Source organism: Mucilaginibacter sp., from assembly GCF_028288185.1.
Taxonomy (GTDB): Bacteria; Bacteroidota; Bacteroidia; order Sphingobacteriales; family Sphingobacteriaceae; genus Mucilaginibacter.
Genome location: NZ_JAQBOF010000025.1, coordinates 80,138 through 104,743, shown reverse-complemented (window position 1 = coordinate 104,743; position 24,606 = coordinate 80,138). Strand labels below are relative to the sequence as shown.

The 24,606-nt window shown below is 41.1% G+C and carries 15 protein-coding genes; 2 read left to right on the top strand and 13 right to left on the bottom strand.

Features of this window, described 5'->3' with window-relative positions; genetic code table 11:
• Positions 1-2 precede the first annotated feature (2 nt).
• The 5 genes from secG to miaB form a co-directional block, all read right to left on the bottom strand.
• The gene (secG, locus tag JWQ34_RS10015) at positions 3-341 is read right to left on the bottom strand and encodes a preprotein translocase subunit SecG (protein WP_299357076.1); all 339 of its coding nucleotides are present in this window, start codon (positions 339-341) and stop codon (positions 3-5) included.
• Between the two features lie 9 nt (positions 342-350).
• A complete protein-coding gene (locus tag JWQ34_RS10010; protein WP_299357074.1) occupies positions 351-1,997 on the bottom strand; it encodes a hypothetical protein in 1,647 nt (548 codons plus the stop codon).
• Positions 1,998-2,018: 21 nt separating this feature from the next.
• Positions 2,019-2,531 (bottom strand): LPS assembly lipoprotein LptE, encoded by a 513-nt coding sequence (gene lptE, locus JWQ34_RS10005; protein WP_299357072.1) that lies wholly within the window; start codon positions 2,529-2,531, stop codon positions 2,019-2,021.
• Between the two features lie 5 nt (positions 2,532-2,536).
• Entirely contained in the window at positions 2,537-3,766 is a 1,230-nt protein-coding gene (locus JWQ34_RS10000; RefSeq protein WP_299357070.1) for a sigma-54 dependent transcriptional regulator, read from the bottom strand.
• A 69-nt stretch (positions 3,767-3,835) separates the two neighbouring features.
• Entirely contained in the window at positions 3,836-5,287 is a 1,452-nt protein-coding gene (gene miaB, locus JWQ34_RS09995; RefSeq protein WP_299357067.1) for a tRNA (N6-isopentenyl adenosine(37)-C2)-methylthiotransferase MiaB, read from the bottom strand.
• Positions 5,288-5,463: 176 nt separating this feature from the next.
• Here miaB and JWQ34_RS09990 point away from each other — a divergent pair, with 176 nt between their 5' ends.
• Together JWQ34_RS09990 and JWQ34_RS09985 are read left to right on the top strand one after the other, a co-directional pair.
• Entirely contained in the window at positions 5,464-7,320 is a 1,857-nt protein-coding gene (locus tag JWQ34_RS09990; RefSeq protein WP_299357065.1) for a hypothetical protein, read from the top strand.
• An 11-nt stretch (positions 7,321-7,331) separates the two neighbouring features.
• Positions 7,332-9,137: a hypothetical protein gene (locus tag JWQ34_RS09985; RefSeq protein ID WP_299357063.1), complete on the top strand. Its 1,806-nt coding sequence runs from the start codon at positions 7,332-7,334 to the stop codon at positions 9,135-9,137.
• A gap of 92 nt (positions 9,138-9,229) precedes the next feature.
• Here JWQ34_RS09985 and sprA read toward each other — a convergent pair whose 3' ends face one another.
• The 8 genes from sprA to JWQ34_RS09945 all read right to left on the bottom strand — a co-directional run bounded on the left by sprA (position 9,230) and on the right by JWQ34_RS09945 (position 24,602).
• The gene (gene sprA / locus JWQ34_RS09980) at positions 9,230-16,291 is read right to left on the bottom strand and encodes a cell surface protein SprA (protein WP_299357061.1); all 7,062 of its coding nucleotides are present in this window, start codon (positions 16,289-16,291) and stop codon (positions 9,230-9,232) included.
• Between the two features lie 24 nt (positions 16,292-16,315).
• The gene (gene ruvA / locus JWQ34_RS09975; protein ID WP_299357058.1) at positions 16,316-16,900 is read right to left on the bottom strand and encodes a Holliday junction branch migration protein RuvA; all 585 of its coding nucleotides are present in this window, start codon (positions 16,898-16,900) and stop codon (positions 16,316-16,318) included.
• An 89-nt stretch (positions 16,901-16,989) separates the two neighbouring features.
• Positions 16,990-19,266, bottom strand: coding sequence for an NADP-dependent malic enzyme (locus JWQ34_RS09970; protein ID WP_299357055.1), 2,277 nt, complete (start codon positions 19,264-19,266; stop codon positions 16,990-16,992).
• 453 nt (positions 19,267-19,719) lie between these two features.
• On the bottom strand, positions 19,720-21,015 hold the full coding sequence (locus tag JWQ34_RS09965) for a lytic transglycosylase domain-containing protein (RefSeq protein WP_299357053.1): 1,296 nt from the start codon (positions 21,013-21,015) through the stop codon (positions 19,720-19,722).
• Positions 21,016-21,081: 66 nt separating this feature from the next.
• Positions 21,082-22,509 (bottom strand): Asp-tRNA(Asn)/Glu-tRNA(Gln) amidotransferase subunit GatA, encoded by a 1,428-nt coding sequence (gatA, locus tag JWQ34_RS09960; RefSeq protein WP_299357051.1) that lies wholly within the window; start codon positions 22,507-22,509, stop codon positions 21,082-21,084.
• Between the two features lie 93 nt (positions 22,510-22,602).
• Positions 22,603-22,761: a twin-arginine translocase TatA/TatE family subunit gene (locus tag JWQ34_RS09955; RefSeq protein WP_299357049.1), complete on the bottom strand. Its 159-nt coding sequence runs from the start codon at positions 22,759-22,761 to the stop codon at positions 22,603-22,605.
• A 32-nt stretch (positions 22,762-22,793) separates the two neighbouring features.
• Positions 22,794-23,219 carry a twin-arginine translocase TatA/TatE family subunit gene (locus JWQ34_RS09950; protein WP_299357047.1) on the bottom strand — a complete coding sequence of 142 codons (426 nt, stop codon included), beginning with the start codon at positions 23,217-23,219 and terminating at the stop codon, positions 22,794-22,796.
• A 102-nt stretch (positions 23,220-23,321) separates the two neighbouring features.
• Positions 23,322-24,602, bottom strand: coding sequence for a peptidoglycan DD-metalloendopeptidase family protein (locus JWQ34_RS09945; RefSeq protein ID WP_299357045.1), 1,281 nt, complete (start codon positions 24,600-24,602; stop codon positions 23,322-23,324).
• Between the last annotated feature and the right edge of the window lie 4 nt (positions 24,603-24,606).

Below are 24,606 nucleotides of genomic sequence, written 5' to 3'. Positions count from 1 at the left end.
GCTTATTTTTTTGCCGGCAATTGCAACGGTTGTGTAGTAGGCGAACTTGGTGCAGCTACCGGAGCTTTTAATGATTTTTCTAACTGGTCATTATACTGTGAATCAGTTTTAGCTGATCCGCCTTTTGTTACCACGTTAATTGCCAGTGCCAAAACCATTAGGGTTATAGCTAATATCCAGGTACCTTTTTCTAAAAAATCACCGGTTTTTTGTACACCCATTAATTGTGATGAGCTTGAAAAATTTGACGATAAACCACCACCTTTAGGATTTTGTATCAATACAATAATGCCTAAAAGCACACATACTATAATAACAATGATTGATAATACTAAATACATTTCTTTATATTAATTTATTTTACTTTCTAACTGTTCAATTTGGCCTGCAAAGTAAAGGCTTTTTTCCGGAAATTTCAACATCAATTTTTTATATGTCAATATAGCTTTATGATAAAGCATTTGTTCGGTATAAATACGTGCCAGTGTTTCGGTTACCAGTTCTTCTTTATCTTCCGAGCTTCGCTTTGCTTTGTTCTCATTATTCAGTTTAATACCGCTTGGATGCTTAATTTGCGGCTCTTCCTGTATAAAGCGCTCAATTATTTGAGCTTCTTTTTTGTGCGATGGATTAGTTGTAGTTTTTGGCGGTGCCTGGTTCAAATCATTTATAGAGCTGGTACTAACAATGTTTTGATAATACTGCTGTTGTAATTCGTCTACAACTTCTTTCTTTTTAAGTTTGGCAGCAGGCGGGGTTGAGTTACTTACATAAGGCTGGTATATCTCCGCATGTTTTTTACGGGTTTTATCAAGCCACCACATAAACGAGTAAGGCATTTTTTCATCGTTGTATTTTGATACATCGTTATTTGCCTGGTCGTTTATTGTTTGTTGCAGTTCAAGAGGTTTTCTTTCGATAACTATTGCGGGCTGCTGGTCTTGTATCTTTCCATCATTGCTTTCTGCAGTCCCCGGTTCAAAAACAAAATGATTTTCTTCGGCTTTAGCACTTGCAACGAGCGCTGCAACAGCATCCTCTTCTTTAGCAGATTTATTAAGGATAGCTAATTGCTCCAAACCAATATCTTCAATACTTACTATCTCATCATATACCTCATCATCAATCTCCTGATGAAAATATCTCATCCCATCAAATGAAGATACAGGCTCTTCCGGTTGCGTATTACTTTCGGCTAAATACGCGTTGTATTCCTCCGCAAGTGTATTTTCTTCTTTAACCGCTGATATTGCCGAAGTTTCTTCTATCCCGGCAGGTGCTGGTTCTTCAGCTAATGGCGTTGCTATTGCTTCATGTATGTAGTTTTCCTGTATAGGAGCTGTCTCAGCAATAACTTCAGGTTGGGTATATGCATTATCTGCGTGATCAACCGCGTTTTCGGGTACCGGGTAAGTATATGGTGCAGGCTCATCTATAGATTGAGCCATCGGCTCGGCCTCTTTTGCCCAATGCCCGGGATAGTTATCCAGATCCTTTTCGTTCTCGGCAAAAGTATTGTATGCATTTGCCAGATCGTTGTGCTGATTATCGGCAGTGGTTTCGTGTTCGGCAAATCTATTATAAGGTGTATCTGTTTGATGATTTTCTACTGCATCATCGTCCGTTACAGGGTAATAAGATGTTTCAGGCTCAGTTACCGGCGGGATAAACGGTTCGGCTACCGGTATGTTAAAATAAGCATCAGCAGGTACAGCCGGTGGCTCGTCACTGTAAACAACTTGTTCTGATGTTACAACAGGCAAGCTATCAGGCGCGGTAGCTAGTTTATGTAATACTACCGGGTTAAAATAAGCCGCGGCGTGTTTTAAATGACGCTTATCCCCATTAGGCATTAATAGTGCCCGCAGGGCACCGCTTTGCGGATAATCCGTCACTAACGATTGCAAATTAAAGATATACGAGTGATTTGGATCAGCCGGGTTGGCTAATAGCTTCCATAAAAATTCGTACTCTGCGTTATCTACTTGTTCGTTCACGGGGATGAAGCTATAAAATACTTACCAATTATTAAAGGCCTTATTAAAAATATCATCAATTAACTGTTTGGTGATGGTTCTGATCAATGCCTGTTCCTGCGAGTTTATATCGCCCGTAAAGTTGGCTGTTTTTGTAAACTCCTGATCAAAATTAAGTTTTTTATCGGCATCATACACAAATTTAACCCTTACAGTAATGCTTAAAACTTCCGCATCGGCAATTGGCGGCGCGTTTGGATTAGAGGCCTGGATAGATACTGGTGCGTAATAATACTTAGTTATGGCACCACTCATGTTGGCTTTACCTTCGCCGGTAACAATACTTATGCGGGTGGTTGATCGGATCCTTTCTTTTAAAGCTTCTGTTAGTACCTGGCTTAAGTTAGCTACCACTATTGGGGCGTTATTCTCAAAAAATCCGATGTTTATGGTAGTCATTGCCGGCGGTACTGCCGACCCTGAAAGCGAATAGCATCCCGGAGAAACAAAAACTAATGCACCCAACGCTAAAAATATACCCAGTAACCTTTTCATCAACCCTATAAATTTAATTCTTTTATTTTTCTGTACAACGTTCTTTCTGATATACCCAATTCGTTTGCTGCCAGCTTACGTTTGCCTTTATGTTTTTTAAGGGCCTTGCGTATCAGGTCAGATTCTTTTTCTATCAGTGATAACGACTCTTCCACCTCTTCGGCTTCGTGCGTTATATTATAGCCATCGTTGTTATTAACGGGTTGTTGTATTGTAAATTGTTGATCAGCATTACCGCCCGGCATTTCAATATCCCGGTACAATTGATTAATGGCTTGCGATTGATTGGCAAAGCTTGGTGTAACCCCACCATGCTCAATAATATCGGCCACCAGTTTTTTAAGTTCTACCATATCGCGTTTCATATCAAACAATACTTTGTACAATATGTCACGTTCAGAAAAATCTTCTTTACCATGGTTGCCTATTCGCATAGGCAGGTTTTTACCATTTGCTTCCTGCGGAATGTAAGTCAATAAAGTTTGACCTGTAATTACGTGATCGCGCTCTAAAACCGCCAACTGCTCGGCCATGTTTTTTAACTGGCGCACATTACCCGGCCATGAGTAGTTGACCAATACCTGCTGCGCCTCCTCATCCAGTTGGATTGGTGGTGTACGGTATTTATCAGTAAAGTCTGAAGTGAATTTTCTAAACAGCAGGTAAATATCCTCTTTCCTGTCACGCAGCGGTGGTATACGCAAAGGCACGGTATTTAAACGATAATAAAGATCCTCACGGAACTTACCATTCTTTACCGCGTCATAAACATCAACATTGGTTGCTGCAATAACACGCACATTGGTTTTTTCTACTTTTGATGAACCTACCTTTATGTATTGGCCTGATTCTAAAACACGCAGTAGGCGGGCCTGGGTACCCAACGGCATCTCCGCAATCTCATCCAAAAATATAGTACCACCGTTTACGGTTTCAAAATAACCTTTACGCTCGCCAACGGCACCTGTATAGGCCCCTTTTTCGTGACCGAATAATTCAGAATCGATAGTCCCCTCGGGTATGGCACCGCAGTTAACCGCAATAAACGGCCCGTGCTTGCGCGGGCTCATTTGGTGTATAATGTGCGAGAAAACCTCTTTACCGCTACCGCTCTCGCCTGTTATTAAAACAGAAATATCAGTAGGTGATACCTGGTTAGCTATATTTATTGCCCGGTTTAATAATGGCGAGTTGCCAATAATACCGTAGCGTTGTTTAATTTCTTGTATCTCCATTATTTAGTTTGAAGATTTGAAAAATGAAAATTTGAAAAATGCTAATCCTCAAATTTTCAAATTATCAAATTAGTCAATTATTTTTCCCATTAACGTTGCAGTTGTGCACCGCTCTGCGACAACATTCACATATTGTCCCGGTTTGTATCTTTCGTCAACCGGGAATACCATCATTGCATTTTGGTCGGTGCGTCCGCAATAGTCGTTTTTTGATTTTTTTGAAAAGCCTTCTATCAGCACTTTTTGCACTTTACCTATTTGTGCCTGCAAACGCACCAGCGAATATTTTTGCTGTAAGGCAACTATCTCTGTTAACCTTGCCGCTTTAGTTGCTTCCGGAATATCATCCGCATAACGTTTGGCTGCTAAAGTACCGGGACGCTCTGAGTACATAAACATGTAGGCAAAATCATATTGCACATAATCCATCATGCTTACGGTTTCTTTATGTTCTTCGTCAGTTTCGGTACAGAAGCCGGTAATAACATCGGTTGATATAGCGCACTCCGGTATAATACGGCGTATAGCATCTATCCTATTGATATACCATTCGCGATCATAAGTACGGTTCATTAACTCCAGCACGCGGCTATTGCCCGATTGTACCGGCAGGTGAATATAGTTGCAAATGTTGTCGTATTTGGCAATGATGTATAAAACCTCGTCTGTAATATCTTTTGGATGCGAGGTTGAAAAACGCACGCGCAGATCTGGGTTGATTAAAGCTACCAGTTCAAGCAGGCTAGCAAAGTTAACGGTTTTAGCCTCATCTAAATCCTCTCCTTTGGAGAGGGCAGGGTGAGGCTTTGTCCATTTATAACTATCCACATTCTGCCCTAACAAGGTAACCTCGCGGTATCCGCTGTTAAACAGTTCGGTACATTCATTCACTATTGATATGGCATCACGGCTACGCTCGCGGCCACGAGTAAACGGTACCACGCAAAATGAACACATATTATCGCAACCGCGCATAATTGACACGAAGGCGTTAATGCCATTGCTATTCAATCGTACGGGACTAATATCTGCATAAGTTTCCTCGCGTGATAATAGCACATTAACGGCTTTCTGCCCACTATCAACCTGGTCTATCAAGTTTGGCAGGTCGCGGTAAGCATCGGGGCCCACCACTACATCAACCAGTTTTTCTTCTTCTAAAAATTTGGCTTTTAAACGTTCGGCCATGCAGCCTAATACGCCAACCACCATTCCGGGTTTTTTACCTTTGGCAACCTTAAATTCTTTCAGGCGATTGCGCACACGTGTTTCCGCGTTTTCACGAATAGAACACGTGTTGATGAAAATAACATCAGCATCATTGTAATCGCCGGTAGTTTCAAATCCTTTTTCTGATAATATAGAAGCTACTATCTCGCTATCAGAAAAATTCATGGCGCAGCCATAACTTTCTATATATAGTTTACGCCCGTTATTTTTTCCCGCAACAGGGTCTAGTAATAAAGCCTCGCCCTGCCTGCTCTCGTCATGTACTTTATCCGGGATAACCAAATCTATCATCGTTGTAAAAAAATTGAGCAGCAAAAATACAAAAATTTAAATACAAGGATGACAGATTGGCAGAAATATAAAAGTAAAAATATATAATATACCAAGGGTATTCTTTACCGGAGCAACACCTGGTTAACAAAACCGGGTTATTGTTGTTATACAAATATCTAATAGCAAACAAATTAATGACGCAGCACCCAACTCCTAAAAAATACACTATACGTATATGGCCCATCGTTATATTGGTATTTATATTTCTACTAGGTGCTACCGGGTGGTATCTGTATAAAAGATATGTAGCCGGCGATAAGTGGAAACCTCTGCTACAGGCAAAGCTAAAGGAGATGATACTCAAATCAACCGATAGTTTGTATCATATTGAATACTCTAATTTTGATCTCGACCTGACTTCGGGAGATGCTACACTTACTGACTTTAAATTGGTGCCCGATTCGGCAGTCTACCAAAAACTGGTAATCGAAAAAAAAGCACCAGACAATCTGTTTACACTAAGCGTTAAAAAACTAACCATTAAAAACGTAGGCGCTAAAAAAGCGTATAAAGAAAAGATCCTGATCATTGATAATATATCTATTGATAAACCCAATCTTACCATTGTAAACAAGCGCTATAGCTTTAATGATACGGTAAAAGTGGGCAAGCCAAAAACGCCTTACCAGTTAGTTAAAAATATATTTAAACAGTTGCGTATAGATTCTATCTCGTTAAAAGACATCAACGTAAATTATATTAATAAAAGTAACCCGGTAGCCAAACAAACGGCAATAAATCATCTGGATATTAATATATCCCGCATTTTAATCGATTCGCTTTCGGCTTTGGATAGCACCCGTTTTTATTATACCAAAGGCATTGAGTTTGTATTACATAATTACAAAATAGCTACTCCCGACAGTATGTATAAAGCCGAATTAAAGCAGATCTATTTCTCTACTGCTAAGCGTGAGATCATTTTAGACGGCGTATCATTCTTGCCGCGATATAACCATACCGATTTTTATGAAAAGCTGGGTACATCAGGCGATATATTCACTTTGAAATTTAAGAAGATAGCTATCCTTGATATTGACCTGCAACGTTTCCTGCGCGACCAAAAGCTGTATGCCGGCACCATGAATATTGCCAATGCCAATGTGCAGATATATAGTAACAGCAATTATAAAGGCAAAAAATCTATAAAAATTGGCAAGGACCCACACCAGGCATTGCAAAAGGTGGCATTGGATATGAAACTCAATAAGCTAAATCTTACTCATAGCGATATCATATATTCGGAGTTGGATGCCGTGACCCAGCAAACTGGCATAATTACTTTTAACAATACCACCGGCCACTTTTTTAATGTAACTAATGATGCAGATGCTAAAAAGGTAAATCCGTTTATGATAGCACATATAAGCACCCACTTTATGAATGTAGCGCCATTGCAAGTAAACTTTAAATTTAATTTAAATGCTACAAACGGCGCGTTTAACTACTCGGGCACGTTGGGCAAGTTTGATGGGCGCATATTAGATAAGCTGGTAAAACCGTTAGCCTTGGTACATGTGCAATCGGCCGATGTAGAGCGTTTAAATTTTAATGTTGATGCCAATAATTATAATGGCAAAGGGCATTTAGAGTTCTATTATAAAAACCTAAATGTACAGCTGCTAAAAAAAGTTGATGGTAAAGCCGAACTGCAAAAACAGGGCTTTATATCAAAAATAGCAAACTCGCTTATTATTGATAATGAAAACCCGGATAAAAAAGGAGTTTTTCGGCCGGGACCAATCGACTTAAAGCGCGAACCAACTGTATCATTCTTTAGTTTTTTATACATAGGCTTGCTCGATGGGTTAAAGCCAAGCGTAGGTTTTGATAAAAAAACAGAAGGCAAGGTTAACAAAGTTGTAGCCAAAGTAAGTACCTTGGTTGACAAGTTTAACAAGTTTAAAGAGGACCGTAAAAAACGGAAAGAAGACCGCCAGGCAAGGCGACAGGCTAAAAGAGACTCGATAGCAAATCTTAAAAAACAGTAATCAGATACTCAATGGCGTTAAATTTTTTGAAGCATAAATGGCAAAAAGTAACGCTGGTTAGTGTAACCATTTTTATTATATTGCTGTTGGGGTTGGCCTTTTTAGTTAATCGGTACTGGTCGCCAATACTATCAGACAAAGTAAAAAGTGCGGTATTAACTAGCACTGATAGCTTGTACAATGTTGATTTTTCGTCTGCCGAACTGCATGTACTTGAGGGGCGTATAATTATTTACAATATCGATTTTAAGGTTGACAGTGCGGTTTATAATCATCGCAAGCAATTACACCTTGCCCCTAATAATCTAACTACATTTCATGTAAAACGATTGGTGTTATCGCATATCCATCCGTTTAAATTATACTTTCAGCATATACTGGATATTGATCGCATTACCCTTACCGAGCCGGAGGTACATGTAAGCTACCAACTAAATCATACTAAAGACACTACAGTTAAAGATCTCCGCACCCCGTGGCAAAAAATATCCAAATCACTAAAATATGTACACGTTGGCGATATATTTTTAAACGATGTTAAATTTAAATATGATGATTATTCGGGTAATAAATTAGAGGTATCCGAGTTGAAAGAAATGAATTTGCAGGCTAACGAGTTGCTTATAGATTCATTAACTCAAACTGATTCGTCACGGACACTTTATTGCAAAGACATAGTAGCCGACCTGAACAATTACAAAGGTAAAACAGCAAATGGTTTATATACTTATACAGTAAAGCGGCTTAAATTTTCAACCCGCAGCGCACAAGTAAATATTGATGGTTTTACCTTAAACCCGGTTAGTAATTTTTTTACTAAAACTGATAAGGGCCGTTATACTTTAAAACTTGATTCTATCCAGCTTAACAAGTTCGATTTTTTAACCTACAATAAATACCATTCTATTTCGGCTTCGAGCATGATAATCAGCGGGGGTAGTTTTGATATTTTTAGTAATCCTAATGCCATTACAACCAATAAGGATAAGATCAAAAGTTTTCCTAATGTGGCCCTCCGCCAGTTAACTACTGATGTTAAGATAGATACTATCCTTATTCATCATGTCGATATCAGCTACAGCGAACACAATAAAAAATCAAACCAAACCGGCACCATAACATTTAACCGCACCAATGGCCAGGTTTTAAATGTCACAACCAATAAAGCGGCACTGCAAAAAAACAACATTACTAAAGTGCATGCAACCAGCTATTTTATGGATCACGGCAAACTGGATGTAAACTTTACGCTTAATTTAACCGACAAGGATGCCACTTATACTTATAAAGGCAAGTTGGGCCCTATGAGTTTGCAGCCTGTAAACCAAGCAACCATGCCATTATCAATGGTAAAAATCACTTCGGGAAAGTTAAAAGAGTTTAGCTTTGATTTTACAGCTAATAGCAACTTATCAAGGGGCAAGGTGATTGTTTTATATAATGATTTGAAGATAAATATTTTAAAAGCCGATAGTGTAAATCAAAACCTTAAAAATAAATTGATCGTATCTATGTTTGCCAATATATTTATCTTAAAACATAACAACCCCGATAAAGAAGGTTTAATACCACGATCATTCAACGTGGTTTATAAGCGCCCGATAAACTCACCTTTTTTTAAAACCATTTGGCATAGTTTGCTGCTAGGCATTAAACCAGCAGTTGGTTATGACGAAAAAACGCAGAAGGCTACCACCGCCCGCATGAGCGAACATGAGCTCAATAAGCAAAACCGCAAAATAAAAAAGGCTGCACGCAAACAAAAACGGGCAGAGCGTAAGTTAAAGCGCGAATTAAAAAAGGAAGTCAAGGAATAGACCTGTGGGTGTCACCCTGAGGCTCTCGAAGGGTGAGCGTAAAGGCCTGTCATGCTTCGAGTACCTCAGCATGACAGCGCTCTTCTGAATATCTACTGCAACAACAGCTTCAAATTAACTCCAAAGTTGGTAAATGAGGTATTGAAAGCCTGCGATGTAAATGGCTTGGTAAGGTTTGAATCGTAAAATATATTCAATATAAACCGTTGGCTAATGGTATAATCAATAGAAGGGCGATACGTAATATTTTGCGCGCCTGAGGATACTTGCGCGGCGGTAACATCAGCCTGGTAAATTAAAGTTTTGTTATCGCGTAAAGCAAAGTCCAGCTTAAAGTTCAGGTCGTTTTTCAATATCAGGTTATTAAATAACCCAAACGGGAACCTAAAGTTCTTAGTTTTATAGCCGAAGCCAAACATTACCACATGCTCATTTAACTGGGTAAGCTGGCTGTTTAGTAAACTTAAACTTAATGCGCGGCTTTGGCGATAGTCGAAAGTGGCGGTCATGTTATTTTTAAAGCGGATATCAATACCTATCAACGGAACAAACTGCTCCATGATAGTGATCTGCGAAAACTGGAAACGCGGCAGGAAGTCATTATTAACATCCCTAGAACTTGCCGCACCATTACTTTCCTTATACTGCAATAAGGTATTATAGTCGCCAACGGTATAGGATGATTGATAGCCATGCCTTATATCAAATGATTCAAATAAATCCTGGAACAAGGGCATACGGCCCAAACCGCTATAGGTAACTTGCCAGTTAGGTATAGGTATATTAGGGAATTGATTTAAGCTAGCGCCCGAAGCATCTTTGCCCGTGTAAGCAGCCAGGAAAGCCGGCACCAAAACATTTTGAGAGTTAGGCCCGTAACCATCAGCAAAACCGCCTGCTGCCGTACCTGAGTTTGGATTGGTATGCCCTAAGCGCTGAGAAATTACGCTCCTGTTATCCAAAAACTTCTGGAACGGCGCTGATGTATTGTTAACCCCTTTCTCCTTTGAAAAAGCAGTAGCCAATGAGAAATAAGAAATACTATAATTACCGGTGGTGGACGGCGACAGGTTTTCAAAATCGTTGGTGGCGCTTAAAAATTTAAAATTGGTTTGGTACGTATGGTGCTGCGTTTTAAATGCGCTTAACTGTATCCGCAGGTCGGATATCGGCTCTACGCTTGCCTTTAAATGCAGATCCTCGTCAACAGATTGTACATACAATTGATTTTGTAGCGTATCTCTTGAGATCCAACCCTGGCTAATGGCGCGGCCTCGTATGTCAGCCTGGCTGCCTAATAAAAAACCCAGGCCCGGCGAGTCGTAACTCAAATCCTCGCCAAATAAATTTGATTGCGGCAGGTATCCCGGTAAAAAGGTAGCGTCGGTGCGGGTGTACGATGCGCTAACGTTTTTAATACTGGTTATAAACCCAACCAGTAGCCTGGTTGCCGTGCTGTTTTTAGGATTACTGCCGTTTCTTAAATAGGCTATCTTGTTATATAAGGCAGTTATGTTTAAGGCCGGGTCCAGCTGTATTTTTCGGGCGTTTTGTATGCTGTTACCTACGTTAAATTGCGGGTTGCCTATGGCAAACTCTGGCGCGGCCTGCCATGTAAAATTGGTACTGTAATGGGCGCCCAAGGCTGTCCAGTCCATACCCGGTATTTTGTTTAGCGGTACAGTATAGTTTATATTAAACGTGTGGTTGTAATTGGTGGTGCGTCCCAGCTTGCGTATATTTTGCCAAAGGGTATCAATTTTTAAACCATCCAAGCGGCCGTAAGGCTCATCAACTACCGATAGGTTGGTAGCATCAATATCCATGGTTAATGATTTGGTAAGGTTCCACCCCATACCATAAACACGGGTTATATTAAATGTTTTGTTAAAGCTTGTCGGTATTAACACAGGGTTGGCCGGGTCATTATTACGCAATGAGTTTTCCGAATAAAAACGATCAAAATTAATGCTGAAATTTAAACGGGTAGGTGCCAGGCTAAAGTTAATATCCCTTATCAGCGCCAGCATATTGGTTTTAATAATTTTTTCGAACGGGCTAATATATTTAGGCTGATTGGCATAATTATAAGCCAGCGCTACATGATAAGTTCTCTCCAGGTCGTTTTCTGTCGTAAAATCATGGTGCATATATTCGGTATAAGCATAACTGGCATTTAAATTTTCAACGTCATAAACATGTACCGTGTTTTTAGTCGGCGCTCTATCCTTATGCACATTGGTAAAGTTGATGCTTTTGCGCATAGTATAATCTTCGGCGGCATTTTTTATGGAGTCGCGCTGTTGTGACGATTTTGCCGAGTTAAGCGTTTGTTTTAACGAGATATCAGATTGCGCCGGATCATACTGCGGCGTATTTACCTGGTTGGACACATTGATATAAGCCGGAATTTTTATCCCCGCCTTGCTTGGTAAAAATCGGCCCAGGTCTGCATTGGCTGATATATCATAACCCTGATTATTGGTTAATTGCCTATCCTCCAGTTTGGAGTCGAGCGAGCCAAAGCCTGACGTACTTTTATTGCCTGATACGGTGACAGTGGCAAAGTCAGCCAGTTTAAAATCAGCACGGGCAATTGCCGCCCAGCCGCCTTTATTATCAAAATCGGTTAACCGCAACTCATCAAACCATACAATGGCCGATTTACTCAACCCATCATCAACCCCAACCGGCAAATTATTACGATAGGGGTTACGCACACCGAGCATAATCGTTCGCAAACGGCTTAGGTCTGGTACACCCATTATGGTTATGCGGTTTCTTCCGTTGGCATAGGTAAACGGTTTATTTACGGGCCATGGCAAGCCATTAAACTTGGCATTATTACGCGCCACTTTAGCATCGGTTAATAACGACAGTTCAATATCCAGCGCATTTGCGTCCGGCCAGATAGAATTAGGGCTGGCGGTGCCGGGCTGGGTAACTGTTAGGGGGATTTCGTATTCGTAATAATTATCCTGGTAATCGGCACCTAAACGTACAAAAGCGCTTACATCATTATCATGCAATGCCGTTTGGTTTGCTTCGGCGTGAATAAACATTTGCAGGTGCTTATACTTGCGCAAGTCGTTATAAAAGGTTTTGAATGCGGCTTTTGAATAACCGTCTGCAAGGTTGGTTACATTTAATGATAGGGATTGCTCGTTTAACTGGGTATTGGTTTGCAGATTATTGTAATCGCGCTGGCGGTTAATGCCCGGTGGCACAACGTAAGGTATAGGTACACGTTTACCGTTTTCTTCAATATTTACAGTTTCTACATTAATGACAGCGTTGTCCAGCGACGGGTTGGTAATAGCCGGATCAGCAATAACATTTAGCGGATTTTTCTCGGTATTGTATGCCCGCCAATCGCCACGTACCAATTGCAGTGTGGCAAAACGTAGTACCGCAGTATCGGCAAAGTTGGTCATAAACATACGCATGTACCTTATCGCCTTAAAATCCTGTATCCCGCCAATAGCAGATTGATAAGAAGCGATAGGAATACGAAACTGGTACCAGGTAACATTTTGCGTTGTACCATCGGCCAGTTTAACCTGCGATGTTAGTTTATCATTTACAAAATTCTGGCCCACTACCAAATCCTTAGGGCGCATGGACACCTTGTATTGAAAATACTGGTCGTCCTGGCTCATGTTATTATCCCGGTCAATATCCTCGCCATCAGGCAATGAGGTATTGGCCGATGTTTGCAGCCCCAACTCCGCCAGGGATTGCTGGGCGGTTTTGGAGTTGCCCTCGTTACCATTATATTTACTATACCGATCTAGTATACTGGCCTTTGCCGCGTCCTGCGCTGGGCCAAGGTAATATTGATAATTATCAGATGATGGGTCATTAGCAAAAGCGTTTGCCGCGGTGCCGCTTACCGTACCTTTGATCTGCTGGACAACTGCCGCAAATTTAGCCTGCTCGTCCGCATCGCTCAACCCATCCAAACCAACATCTTGTAAAACGCGTGATGCCGGGTTACTGTCAAACGCATTTACAACAGGTTGTGCCTTTGGCACCCTGCCCCATGCGGTAGTGTCTACCGTACTCAGATCACCATTTACCGGTAAACCGTTCTCCAAACCTTTACGGCCGTCTTTTAATACGTCTTCTGATATACTGCCTAAGTTGAAATATAAATCGCCACCCGGCGCTGATGGTTTGTAGATGAACGGGTCCATCACCCAAAACTCAATATACTCTACGTTCAATGCCTGGAAATCATTAGTTGATATGCCACGGTACATACCACCCCAGCGGGTAGTTGGGTTTTGTAACGAACCATCGGCATTAATACCGCTTGTTGCATAGTTATACGGGCCACGTATGGTTGGATAAAAAGCCAGATCTAAAGTCGACAAGCTTAAAGGCTGGCCGGTAACCGATTGTTTATACGGAAAAACCTCTGTTTGTATAATCTGCCGTTGATAATGATTTGACAACTGGCTGCGTGTAACCCCAATTGACCCCGAATTAGTGTAAAATATAGGATCGATATTATAAAACGCCAGCCGTGCACGGTTAAAGCCATAACTCAGGTTGTTAAACAACTGCGACTCGGGAAATAATTGAGGGGTGCCCGATATTTGCCAGTTGTTGGCGCTTTTAACATCAATTATGGATTGGCTGTTTTCAAAATCATCTAAATAGGATGTGCCATTTGTTGAGCCGGCATAATTGAGCACGCTTGGGCTACCTGGCAGCAATTTGGCAAACTCACCGCTAAAGTTTAATGATGATGGCGCTTTGGTATGAATAAATGGAATTTTGTCAACCAAGCGGGTAAGCAGGCGTGAATCTGTAGCATAATTTACATCAAAACCCACAATGGTGTTTGATATAGACTCCGCCCCTATAGCTTCGTTTTGCGATATGGGCTGCTCTGTGAGGTGCAATATTGTGGCACCTAAGGCAAGTTTTGGACTATACTTATAATCGAACCTCGACCCGTATAATGACTTTTGCTGCACACCAAAAAGCTCATTATTCTCTAAATGCACATCAATAGGTTGCCCCGATGACAGGATAGCTGTGTTAATTACATTTAAACGGCCCGCGTTATAATCAACTGTATAATCTGTACCCTCTACCAGTTTAGTTGCCCCTGCGGATACCGTTACCGACCCCTGCGGGATATTAATAGCGTTTAATTGGTACGAGCCGCCGCCGCCCTGCGCGGTATAAGTACCCTTAATGGTGTACCGGTTTAGCTTTGGAAAAAACTGCTGCGCTACGGTTTTAGTAGAATCATACAACTGTTGATAAACATAGCGGTTGATGAGGTCCGTTTCGCCGGGATTAAATTGTTTGGCCAGGTCAGATCCAAAGGGTTCTACCGTCGGAAAGACAATTCGGCCGTTTTGCGAATCAATAGTTACGCCTTCTAAAAAGTCAAAGTATCCATCTGATTGCTTTTCGCCCTGCTGATTTAAGTTATCCAAGCCCGTCAGTTTTAGCCAGAGTTTGCTTTTTGTATTTTGCCCCTCCTCCATTACCGGCTTCTCAATGCCCGATTTATCGTCCAAACGTGCCACACTTAGCTTGAAATTTGTAGAGCTAACCTGGAAAGCGTTCAATGAGTAGATGTTTTTCATCATCAACTTCCAGGTAGGCAGATTGGTTTTTAGTAAAGTGTTCTTTAATAGTTTCAGGTACAACAACTTTGGCGTACCCGGACTAACCGGTATATCGCTCGAAAACTCGCCCACCTGGTATTGCTTGCCATTGTAAGTGTATTGATAGGCCACGGCCAGCACCTCGTCATTATTTAAAGGGTAGTTTAGGGATATATAACCCAATTGCGCATGCAGGGTATATTCCTTAGCTGTAAGCTTGCGCGCGTAGGTTAATTTCGCATAGTTATCTGTACCACCATGTGCTGCAAAATAACCTATCAATGAGTTTGACGGATCATTAGTAAAACGAGCGTTTGCCGGTAAATTGGCTAGTAAATTATTAGACTGATCTGTAAACCCCGGCCCCTGGAAACCTGCAGGCAAACCTGAGAAACCCGATCCACCTTGTATTTGCGCGGTATTGTAAGGCGCGTTTTCACCCAGATCCAAAAAGCCTGCTACATCGCGCGAGTCGGTAGTGGCGTTGGTGCGGTTGGTTGTCCAGACCTCAATTTTTGTAATATTAATATTCGAGCTGATGATAGGGATATTAGCCAGCGCCTTATTATAATTATTACGGAAATATTGTGATAAAAAGTAGTGCTTATTGGCCTCATAATCTGATGCCAGGGCAGAAAATGTGCCTTGCTGCCCCTGGTTGGTTATGGTTATGTTTTTTGATTGCGAGCGTTGCTGTGAAAAAATGGAGGTCACATCCAGCTTACCAAACTTCAATTTAGTTTTTAAACCAAACAAAGCTTGTGTACCTGTTATTAACGATGTATTTAAAGGCATACTTACCGTACCGGCCTGTATCTCTTGTATGATCTCATCAGGGTGGCCGATATAATCCAGTTTTACCTGGTTATCAAACTGGAACTGGGCATCGGTGTTGTAGTTGGTAGCTATCTTTAATTTATCGCCGATATTACCCGTTAAGTTTAACTGTATGTGCTGGTCGAAATTAAAGTTGTATTGCTTGCGCTGCTTGGTATTAAACAGCGGATTTTCATTACTATTTATCTGCCCGCTTAACACCGCCTCTGCCGACCCCTGCGGCCTTATGTCAATTATTGAGCTACCAAATATTTTTTCGAAAGTTTGGTTGTGAACATTTATCGGCGGTATGAAGCCGGGCTGCTGTTGTTCATATGAATAGTTGTCGGCCAGTTTTTTAAAGTAGTCGCGCTTTTCTTCGGCTTGTTTAAGGTATAAGTACTCATTAAAAGTAAGGTAAGTTGGTGCACGGTACAGCATATTACCTATACGCTCATAAAGTACATATCTGTTTGACAGGGCATCATACTCAACCGTACGCACCACACCAAACGGGGGCTGATCAAAAATACCCTGGCGCATTAGCGCATTTTTTGATTGGGTACGTTTAAATGGGGCTTTAACTGTTACCGAATCTTTTTTAGGTGTTCCTGTTGATCTTTGTTGCGCAAAAGAGTTTCTTATCCCGCAAAAAGCAGAGAAAGAGAGTACACCCAGAAGAAATTTATAAGTAAAATTTCCTATCACACGCAACAACTAAAATCAACGTAATTATAAACTTTTTAAGGCGAATTTTATAAGCTGTTCTACAGTTAATGTTCCGCCATTTTTATTTATTTCCTGCTCCAGCACCTTTTCGGCAGCGTTACGGGCAAAGCCCAGCATAACCAACGCGGCAAGTGCCTCGTCCTTAACGGTTTTAGCTATAGGTGTAGTATTCAATGTTTCAGAACCTTCTTTACGCAGCTTGTCCTGTAGCTCTAAAATTACTCTTTGTGCCGATTTTGGGCCTATGCCTTTTATACGTTGTATTAAAGAAACATTGCCGTTGATAATTGCGGTCTGTATTTCAAGGGGAGTGATAGATGACAACATCATACGCCCTGTATTTGGCCCTATGCCTGATATGGAAATAAGGTGCAAGAACAATCTGCGCTCGCCTTCATCGGCAAAGCCATATAAAGTATGCCCATCTTCTTTTACGTGCAGCCACGTAAATAGTTTACACCTTTCGGCATCGCCTAATAAAGAATAAGTATTTAACGATATATTGATATGATAACCAACCCCACCGGCATCAATAACCACATAAGCGGGGCTTTTAAAAACTAATCTGCCATCAATATAAGCGTACATGTTATTTAAGGTTTAATGTAAAAGGTTTTACTAGTAATTTGATTGAGGTAAAAATAACCTTTTACCTTTAACCTCTAAACCTTTTACCTCTATTTATTATCCGCTTTCGCCTGCGCGTCAACAACTGCTATGGTAACCATGTTTACAATTTCACGTACCGAACTATCCAACTGTAATACATGTACCGGCTTTTTCAAGCCCAACAAAATTGGCCCAACAGCTTCGGCGCTGCCTATTTCCTGTAAAAGTTTATAAGCAATGTTACCAGATTCCAGGTTAGGGAAGATCAATGTATTTGCAGCTTTACCTTTTAAGGTTGAGAACGGAAAGTTATCAGCTAACAGATCAGCATTTAAGGCAAAGTTGGCCTGCATATCACCATCGACTATCATTTCCGGATATTTTTCATGAAGTATGCGCACCGCTTCACGCGTACCTTCGGGCACCGGGCCATCGTTTGATCCAAAGTTGGAATACGATAGTACAGCAACTCTCGGATTAATATTAAACTTCTTTACAGACCGCTCTATCAATACGGTAATATCTACCAATTCTTCAACTGTAGGGTTTACGTTTACTGTAGTATCACCAAAAAATACCGGGCCTTTTTGGGTTATCATCATATACATACCGGCTACACGGCTTACACCCTTTTCGGTACCGATGATCTGTAGGGCAGGTTTTACGGTGGTTGCATAATTTTTACTCAACCCGGATATCAATGCATCCGCCGCGCCAAACTGTACCATACAGGCGCCGTAATAGTTTGAGTCGGTCATTACCTGCCTTGCCTCAAATAAGGTTATACCTCTGCGCTGGCGTTTTTTAAAGTAATACTGCGCGTATTCTTCTGACCGCTTGGTACCCAAATGCGGGTCAATAATTTCTACCTCGCCAAACTCCAGTTCAGTTTCTTTAATAATCTGTTTTATCTTTCCTACATCGCCCAGTAAAATTGGTGTGGCTATGCCTTCATCTTTTACAATTTGGGCGGCACGTAGTATTTTATAATTATCCGCATCGGCAAAAACCACCCGCTTAGGATTGCTCTTGGCTATGTTGGTAATATTGCGCATCAACCTATCATCGTCACCTACTTTTGACCGCAACTCTTCAGTGTAAGCATCCCAATCGGTTATAACCTTACGTGCTACGCCCGACTCGATAGCCGCCTTAGCTACCGCTGATGAAACCTCGGTTATTAACCGCTGATCCATTGGTTTGGGGATAATATAATCGCGGCCAAACTTTAAATTCTTAGCATTGTAAGCCAGGTTAACCGCCTCGGGTACGGGTTTTTTAGCAATGCCTGCTATAGCATAAACAGCCGCCAGTTTCATTTCTTCGTTTATGGCACTTGCCCTAACATCCAACGCCCCTCTAAATATGTAAGGGAAACCCAACACATTATTTACCTGGTTAGGGAAATCAGACCTACCCGTAGCTATTATAATATCCTTACGGGATGTTATTGCCAGATCGTAAGTTATCTCCGGCTCGGGATTGGCCATTGCAAAAACGATGGGATTTTTAGCCATGCCGCGCAGCATATCAGGCGTAACTAAATTACCGGCTGATAGGCCAATGAAAACATCGGCACCTTTCATGGCTTCCCCAAGTGTATCTATGCCTTTGCGCTCGGTAGCAAATTGCAGGCGCATTTCGTCAAGGTCGGTACGGGTTGGGGTTATTAGCCCGTTAATGTCAAACATCACCAGGTTCTCTTTTTTAACCCCCAGTGATAAATATATTTTTGAGCAGGATACCGCGGCGGCACCTGCACCATTAATTACCATTTTTATTTTATCCAGCTTTTTGCCTTGTATTTCGCAGGCATTTAATAAAGCTGCTCCCGATATGATGGCCGTACCGTGTTGATCGTCATGCATAACGGGTATTTTCATTTCGGCTTTTAGCCTGCGCTCAATCTCGAAGCAGGTTGGTGCCGATATATCTTCCAGGTTAATACCACCGAAAGTTGGCTCTAGCGCCTTAACTATGGTCACAAATTCATCAACAGATTTAGCATTGATCTCTAAATCAAAAACATCAATATCCGCGTAGATCTTAAATAGCAGGCCCTTACCTTCCATCACCGGCTTGCTGGCTTCGGGGCCAATATTACCTAAGCCTAGTACGGCTGTACCATTAGTGATAACAGCTACCAGGTTGCCTTTAGCAGTATACTTATAGACATCATCAACATTTTCGGCAATACGTAAACAGGGCTCGGCAACACCCGGCGAATAAGCCATAGTCAGATCGCGCTGCGAGTTGGTTGGCTTGGTGGGTACTACTTGTATTTTACCGGGGCGTCCTTTAGAATGATAATTAAGTGCTTCTAGTTTACGGTTTGATTTATCCATGTTATCAGTTAAAGGCCCTAAGTTAACGCTTTTTTTAACGGGTATAAAAAAAGCAAGGGTTAATTACCTTAAATGTTTTCACACCTGCTTTACTGCGTTTATCGGTAATAAAAAAATGCCATTTTCCGGGTATCAGTGGCTTTACTGGTAGTAATTTGGGGCATTTATCGGGCATTATGGTTATTGCCGGTAGTAAAAAATGGCATTTATCGCGTATGAGGGCTAATGCCGGTAGTAAGTTTTTTAGGTAAAATATTAATAATAAGATACTTATACAATTCAGACCCGAATTTAATGTTTTTTTGATGATGCAGATTTGATAATATCTTTTGACTTGTTCTCCACCATTTACCCCTGTCGTTATAAACGACTTATGATTTTATAACTTGGTTAGGTGACACCTTGCTAATTATTCTATTTGCGGAATAAAAAAATCGGGTTTAAAGAAGATCACTACCCTCTGTCCGTCTTAGCAAACGGGTTAAGCTTCAACTTTTTACCGGCTATAACCTTATTAGATTGCAGGCGATTCCAGGCTTTTATCTCGCGCACATCTAAACCATTATCAGCAGCTATTGCTTCTAAAGTTTCGCCTTCCTGTACAACATGGTAATCTGCATTTTTTATAATCGCAGGCTTAACTGCAACAAGCGCGGCGGTAGCTACATTACCTGTTTGTACTATATCCGCTGTTAGTACAGGCTTAACAGAAGCTGGTGCGGCGGCGGTGGTTACAAACATTTGCGCCGGTTGCGGTCTTGACACAACCGGATTTGGAATACCATTAAGCACATTATATAATGGCGTATATTTTTCTTGCGCAATGTGCGGGATGATCATTCTGCGAGGTGCAATTGTTGACCCATTTATTATTAACCTTTTATATGCCGGGTTTAATAATGCAAGGTCATTGATATTTACATTTAATGCACTTGCGACATTATTAAGCTCCACAAACCTGTTAACCATAACGGTGTCAATACGGGCAGAGAAATTCCAGTTATCGGGCGTTATATCGTGGTGGCGGGCATAGTTCATTACGTAGGACATGGCGATATAAGCGGGCACATAGCTGCGTGTTTCAACAGGCAAGTATTGGCGAATGGACCAAAAATCCATAGCACCTGCTTTTACAATGGCACGCTCTACATTGCTTTTACCGCAATTATATGAAGCAATGGCTAACAACCAATCGCCAAACTCCTGGTAAGCATCTTTTAAATATGCGGCAGCAGCGTATGCCGATTGAATAGGATCCCGGCGCTCATCAACATAATCGTTCATGTTTAGGCCATATATCTTGGCGGTAGTAGCCATAAACTGCCATGGGCCGGTTGCGCCAACTCTTGATATCGCGTTAGGGTCAAGCTTTGACTCAACTATTGATAAATATTTAATTTCTGTAGGGATGCCTGCTTCACGAAAGATCTTTTCATAAATAGGGAAGTAATATTTGGATAGCCCCATTACATGGCTCATCTCGTCTTTATGACGGGTGTATATGTCTATATAAGCCTGTACATACTCATTATAATCCAACGGGATTTCCTTTTGGATAGAATCCAACCTAAGTTTAAAAACAGAACCCGAATAAGCACTGACAGGCATCGCTAAAACGGTATCCTTTAAAGTTTTTTGGGAGTAATTGCCGCGCGCTGCTCTAAAACCAGAGTCGGCAATTGCTAAGGAATGAGCATTTACAATTTGCTGTGATAAAAGGAAGGCTGCAAAAATCAAAAATCTCTTCATTCTTTTTCGTTAGAGGTAAGCTTATACGCTTTTTTGGCTCAATAGTTTTACTAAAATATTAAATTATTATAGCTCCAGGAAATATTTGGAGAAATTTAACAACTCTTGTTCGTTAAAATGTTTGGCTAATAATTGTAATCCTAACGGTAATCCTTTGGCGTTATTGCCCACGGGCAGAGAAATTGCCGGTGCGCCGGTTAATGATGCCTGCACTGTAAAAATATCTGCCAGGTAACTAACAACCGGGTCTTTTTCTTCTTTGCCAATGTTAAACGCCGGTTCGGGCGCTGTCGGCATTAGTATAAAATCGTATTCTTCGAAAATTTTCTCGGTTTTTTCCTGTATCAGCCTGCGTACTTTTTGCGCTTTGGCGTAATATGCATCATAATAACCCGCACTCAATACAAAAGTGCCCAGCATAATGCGGCGTTTAACCTCTTTACCAAAGCCTTCAGAGCGCGATTTTTTATAAGTCGATGTCAGATCTGTAGCTGCCTCACTCCTATAACCATAATGCACACCATCAAAACGGGCCAGGTTTGATGAAGCTTCGGCAGTAACCAGTATGTAATAAGCAGGTACTAAATAATCCAGGTATTCAAACGCTATTGGTTTAATCGTATGTCCTTCGGCACGTAGTTTATCAATGGTGTTTATGAGCGCATTTTTCACCTCACTATCAACGCCGGGGCTTGATATGGATTCCTGCAAATAGGCTATTTTCTTTTTTCCGGTTGATTTTTTAAGATCAGTTGCATAGGATGGCACCGATTTGTTAACGGTTGTACTATCGTACTCATCGGCACCGGCCATTACTTCAAGCAACAGCGCCGCGTCTTCGATAGAATTAGTGATCGGGCCTGCCTGATCAAATGATGAAGCATAGGCAATTAACCCATGCCTTGATACACGGCCATAAGTTGGTTTTAACCCTATTACGCCGCAAAATGAAGCGGGTTGTCTTACAGAGCCACCTGTATCTGTACCTATTGCCGCATGGCACATACCAGCCTGCACCGCCACAGCCGAGCCGCCTGATGATCCGCCTGCAACTTTGGTTTCATCGGCATAATTTTTTACAGGGCCAAAATAAGATGACTCGTTAGAGGCGCCCATAGCAAACTCATCGCAATTGCAGCGGCCTATAATAATAGCATCCTCGGCCAGTAAACGTTCAACTATTGTTGACGAGTAAACCGACTGAAAACCATTTAAAATTTTGGATGACGCGCTTACCTTATGCCCTTTATAACAAATGTTATCTTTTATAGCTATAACCATACCGGCCAGTTTGCCCGTATTGCCTTGCTTAAAGCGGCTGTCAATATCCTTAGCACGTTGTAATGCCTCCTGGCCAAATACTTCGTTAAAAGCATTTAAATGGGCATTTTGCTCAATCTGACTTAGATAGTTCTTTACCAGTTCTTCAACAGTAATGGTATTGCTTTGTAACCCACTCTTTATTTCACTTAAAGAGGAATAAAATTTAGTCATGGGCCGAAAATAAAAAACTTATCTGTTGAAATCGAAATTAATTTCAACAGATAAGTATCATTAAGTAAAAAGCTGTATAATTATGTCGAAAGACTAAACCTTAGGTTTGTCTTCGTTCTCGCCGCTTTGCGCGTCTTTAAATTCTTTTACACCTTTGCCTAAACCTTTCATTAATTCAGGTATTTTTTTACCACCAAATATTAGTAATACTACTAAAAGGATGACAAATACTGCTGGACCATCTAATCCCATGATATTTAAATTTTATATTAGTTTATAATTAATTATTCTTTAGTTGCTTTACCTGCTTCAGATACGTGGGTTGCCGGCTCCTGATTTTCTGTTACACCATTATAATGATTATACAGGTGCTCACTACTTTCGGGCGTGCCGTCATAATGCTCATGATCTATATTATCAGTTGCAGCAACATGGCTTTGTCCGGCTGGTATTGTATTAGCTACCGTAGGTGTCTCAGCCGCATTACCCTCAACATTATCGGTTGAATGTTCTGCAATTAAAGGAGTTTCTTCGGTTTTAGCGGGCTCTTCCTTCTTTTTATTTTCGTAGTTATCAATCTGGTTATTTATCTCACGCTTAACACCTTCTGACGCATCCTTAAATTCACGGATACCTTTACCTAATCCCTTAGCCAAACCCGGTAGCTTATCGCCACCAAACAATAACAACGTCACAAATAAAATAAGCATTATTTCTGGCGCTGTAAATTCAAAAAACAAAAAAACTGAACTAAACATACTCTTATCAATTAAAGTTACAAATATAAACAATTAAAGTATTACAAATTTAATTTACCTGTCGGCCAACCAAATTTTAGGGTCAACAGGTGTGCCGGCTTTATACAATTCAAAGTGCACTTGTGTTTCACCTGTCACCGCATCTGTTGCTGCAGCGCCCAATATTTGTTTGGTGCTAACCTTTTGCCCGGCTGTTACGCCGACCGATTTAAGGTTTGAATAGGCTGTTAAATATTCGCCATGTCTAATTATTATAAGCCAGGTGCCCAACACATTCTGCACCTTTGATATTGTTCCTTCAAATACCGTTCTTACAGATGCGCCATTATTGGTACGGATATCTACCCCGGTACTTTCACTTCTGATACCATCGGTCATATAAGCCCCAAATCCCTGGGTAATATCGCCATTGGCAACCGGCCATGGCAACCTGCCCCTGTTACCAAAAAAGTCGTTAGACAGTTTTGCGGCTTCGGGTGTCGCGTTTAATATCTCGCTATTGGTTTTACGTGCTACTGGTTTTATGGCAATAGTGGGTATTGCATCTTTGTTGGCCCCCGCCGCTGCTTTTGCTTTTGCTGCCGCTATCCTTGCCTCTTCTTCGGCCTTGCGCCGTGCTTCGTCATTTACCGCTCTTACATATTGACTGATAATTCTTGATACCTGTCTTTGTTTTACCTGGTATTCGTTCCTTAACTGTTTTTCTTGTTTTGTAAGATCCTTAGCCGTTGCGGACTGATTATTACGTTCTTTACCAAGGGTTTCTCTTTCCTTTTCCTGATCAATTAACAACGTATGTTTTTGATCTTTAGTTTTATCAAGCTCAACTATTTTAACATGAAGGTCTTTTTGCTTGTTTTGTATGGATGCCGCCTGCCGTTCACGATAGGTTGCAAACTGTTGTAAGTATTTTAATCGTTTGTAAGCCTGGTTAAAATCTTTTGATGCAAAAATAAACATCAGCTTATTATAAGCGCTTTGGTTACGAAAGGCAAACAGCACCATATCGGCATACTTTTTCTTCAAAAGCTCCAACTGGCTTTGCAGATCATGTACAGTATTGGTATTTTCTGATATCTGGCTATCCAGGTTCCGTACCTCGCTATTTATTACGGTGATCTTTTGCTCGCGGAGATATATTTGCGCTTTTAAAATACTCAACTGCTTTAAAGTAGCTTTTTTATTTGATTGCGTTTCCTGTAACTCACGATTAAGCTGATCCAACTCATGATTTATCCTATCCCGCTGTTTCCCTAATTCGGCGCTGCTTTGGGCATGCACTTGCACGGCTGCAAAAACACAGATTAAAAAAAATAATACTTTTAAAAATTTCATCCGG

Excerpts from the sequence above, each read along its gene's own strand:
- secG (WP_299357076.1), bottom strand. The coding sequence starts at position 341 with ATGTATTTAGTATTATCAATCATTGTTATTATAGTATGTGTGCTTTTA.
- lptE (WP_299357072.1), bottom strand. The coding sequence starts at position 2,531 with ATGAAAAGGTTACTGGGTATATTTTTAGCGTTGGGTGCATTAGTTTTT.
- JWQ34_RS10000 (WP_299357070.1), bottom strand. The coding sequence starts at position 3,766 with ATGGAGATACAAGAAATTAAACAACGCTACGGTATTATTGGCAACTCG.
- miaB (WP_299357067.1), bottom strand. The coding sequence starts at position 5,287 with ATGATAGATTTGGTTATCCCGGATAAAGTACATGACGAGAGCAGGCAG.
- JWQ34_RS09990 (WP_299357065.1), top strand. The coding sequence starts at position 5,464 with ATGACGCAGCACCCAACTCCTAAAAAATACACTATACGTATATGGCCC.
- JWQ34_RS09985 (WP_299357063.1), top strand. The coding sequence starts at position 7,332 with ATGGCGTTAAATTTTTTGAAGCATAAATGGCAAAAAGTAACGCTGGTT.
- ruvA (WP_299357058.1), bottom strand. The coding sequence starts at position 16,900 with ATGTACGCTTATATTGATGGCAGATTAGTTTTTAAAAGCCCCGCTTAT.
- JWQ34_RS09970 (WP_299357055.1), bottom strand. The coding sequence starts at position 19,266 with ATGGATAAATCAAACCGTAAACTAGAAGCACTTAATTATCATTCTAAA.
- JWQ34_RS09965 (WP_299357053.1), bottom strand. The coding sequence starts at position 21,015 with ATGAAGAGATTTTTGATTTTTGCAGCCTTCCTTTTATCACAGCAAATT.
- gatA (WP_299357051.1), bottom strand. The coding sequence starts at position 22,509 with ATGACTAAATTTTATTCCTCTTTAAGTGAAATAAAGAGTGGGTTACAA.
- JWQ34_RS09955 (WP_299357049.1), bottom strand. The coding sequence starts at position 22,761 with ATGGGATTAGATGGTCCAGCAGTATTTGTCATCCTTTTAGTAGTATTA.
- JWQ34_RS09950 (WP_299357047.1), bottom strand. The coding sequence starts at position 23,219 with ATGCTTATTTTATTTGTGACGTTGTTATTGTTTGGTGGCGATAAGCTA.
- JWQ34_RS09945 (WP_299357045.1), bottom strand. The coding sequence starts at position 24,602 with ATGAAATTTTTAAAAGTATTATTTTTTTTAATCTGTGTTTTTGCAGCC.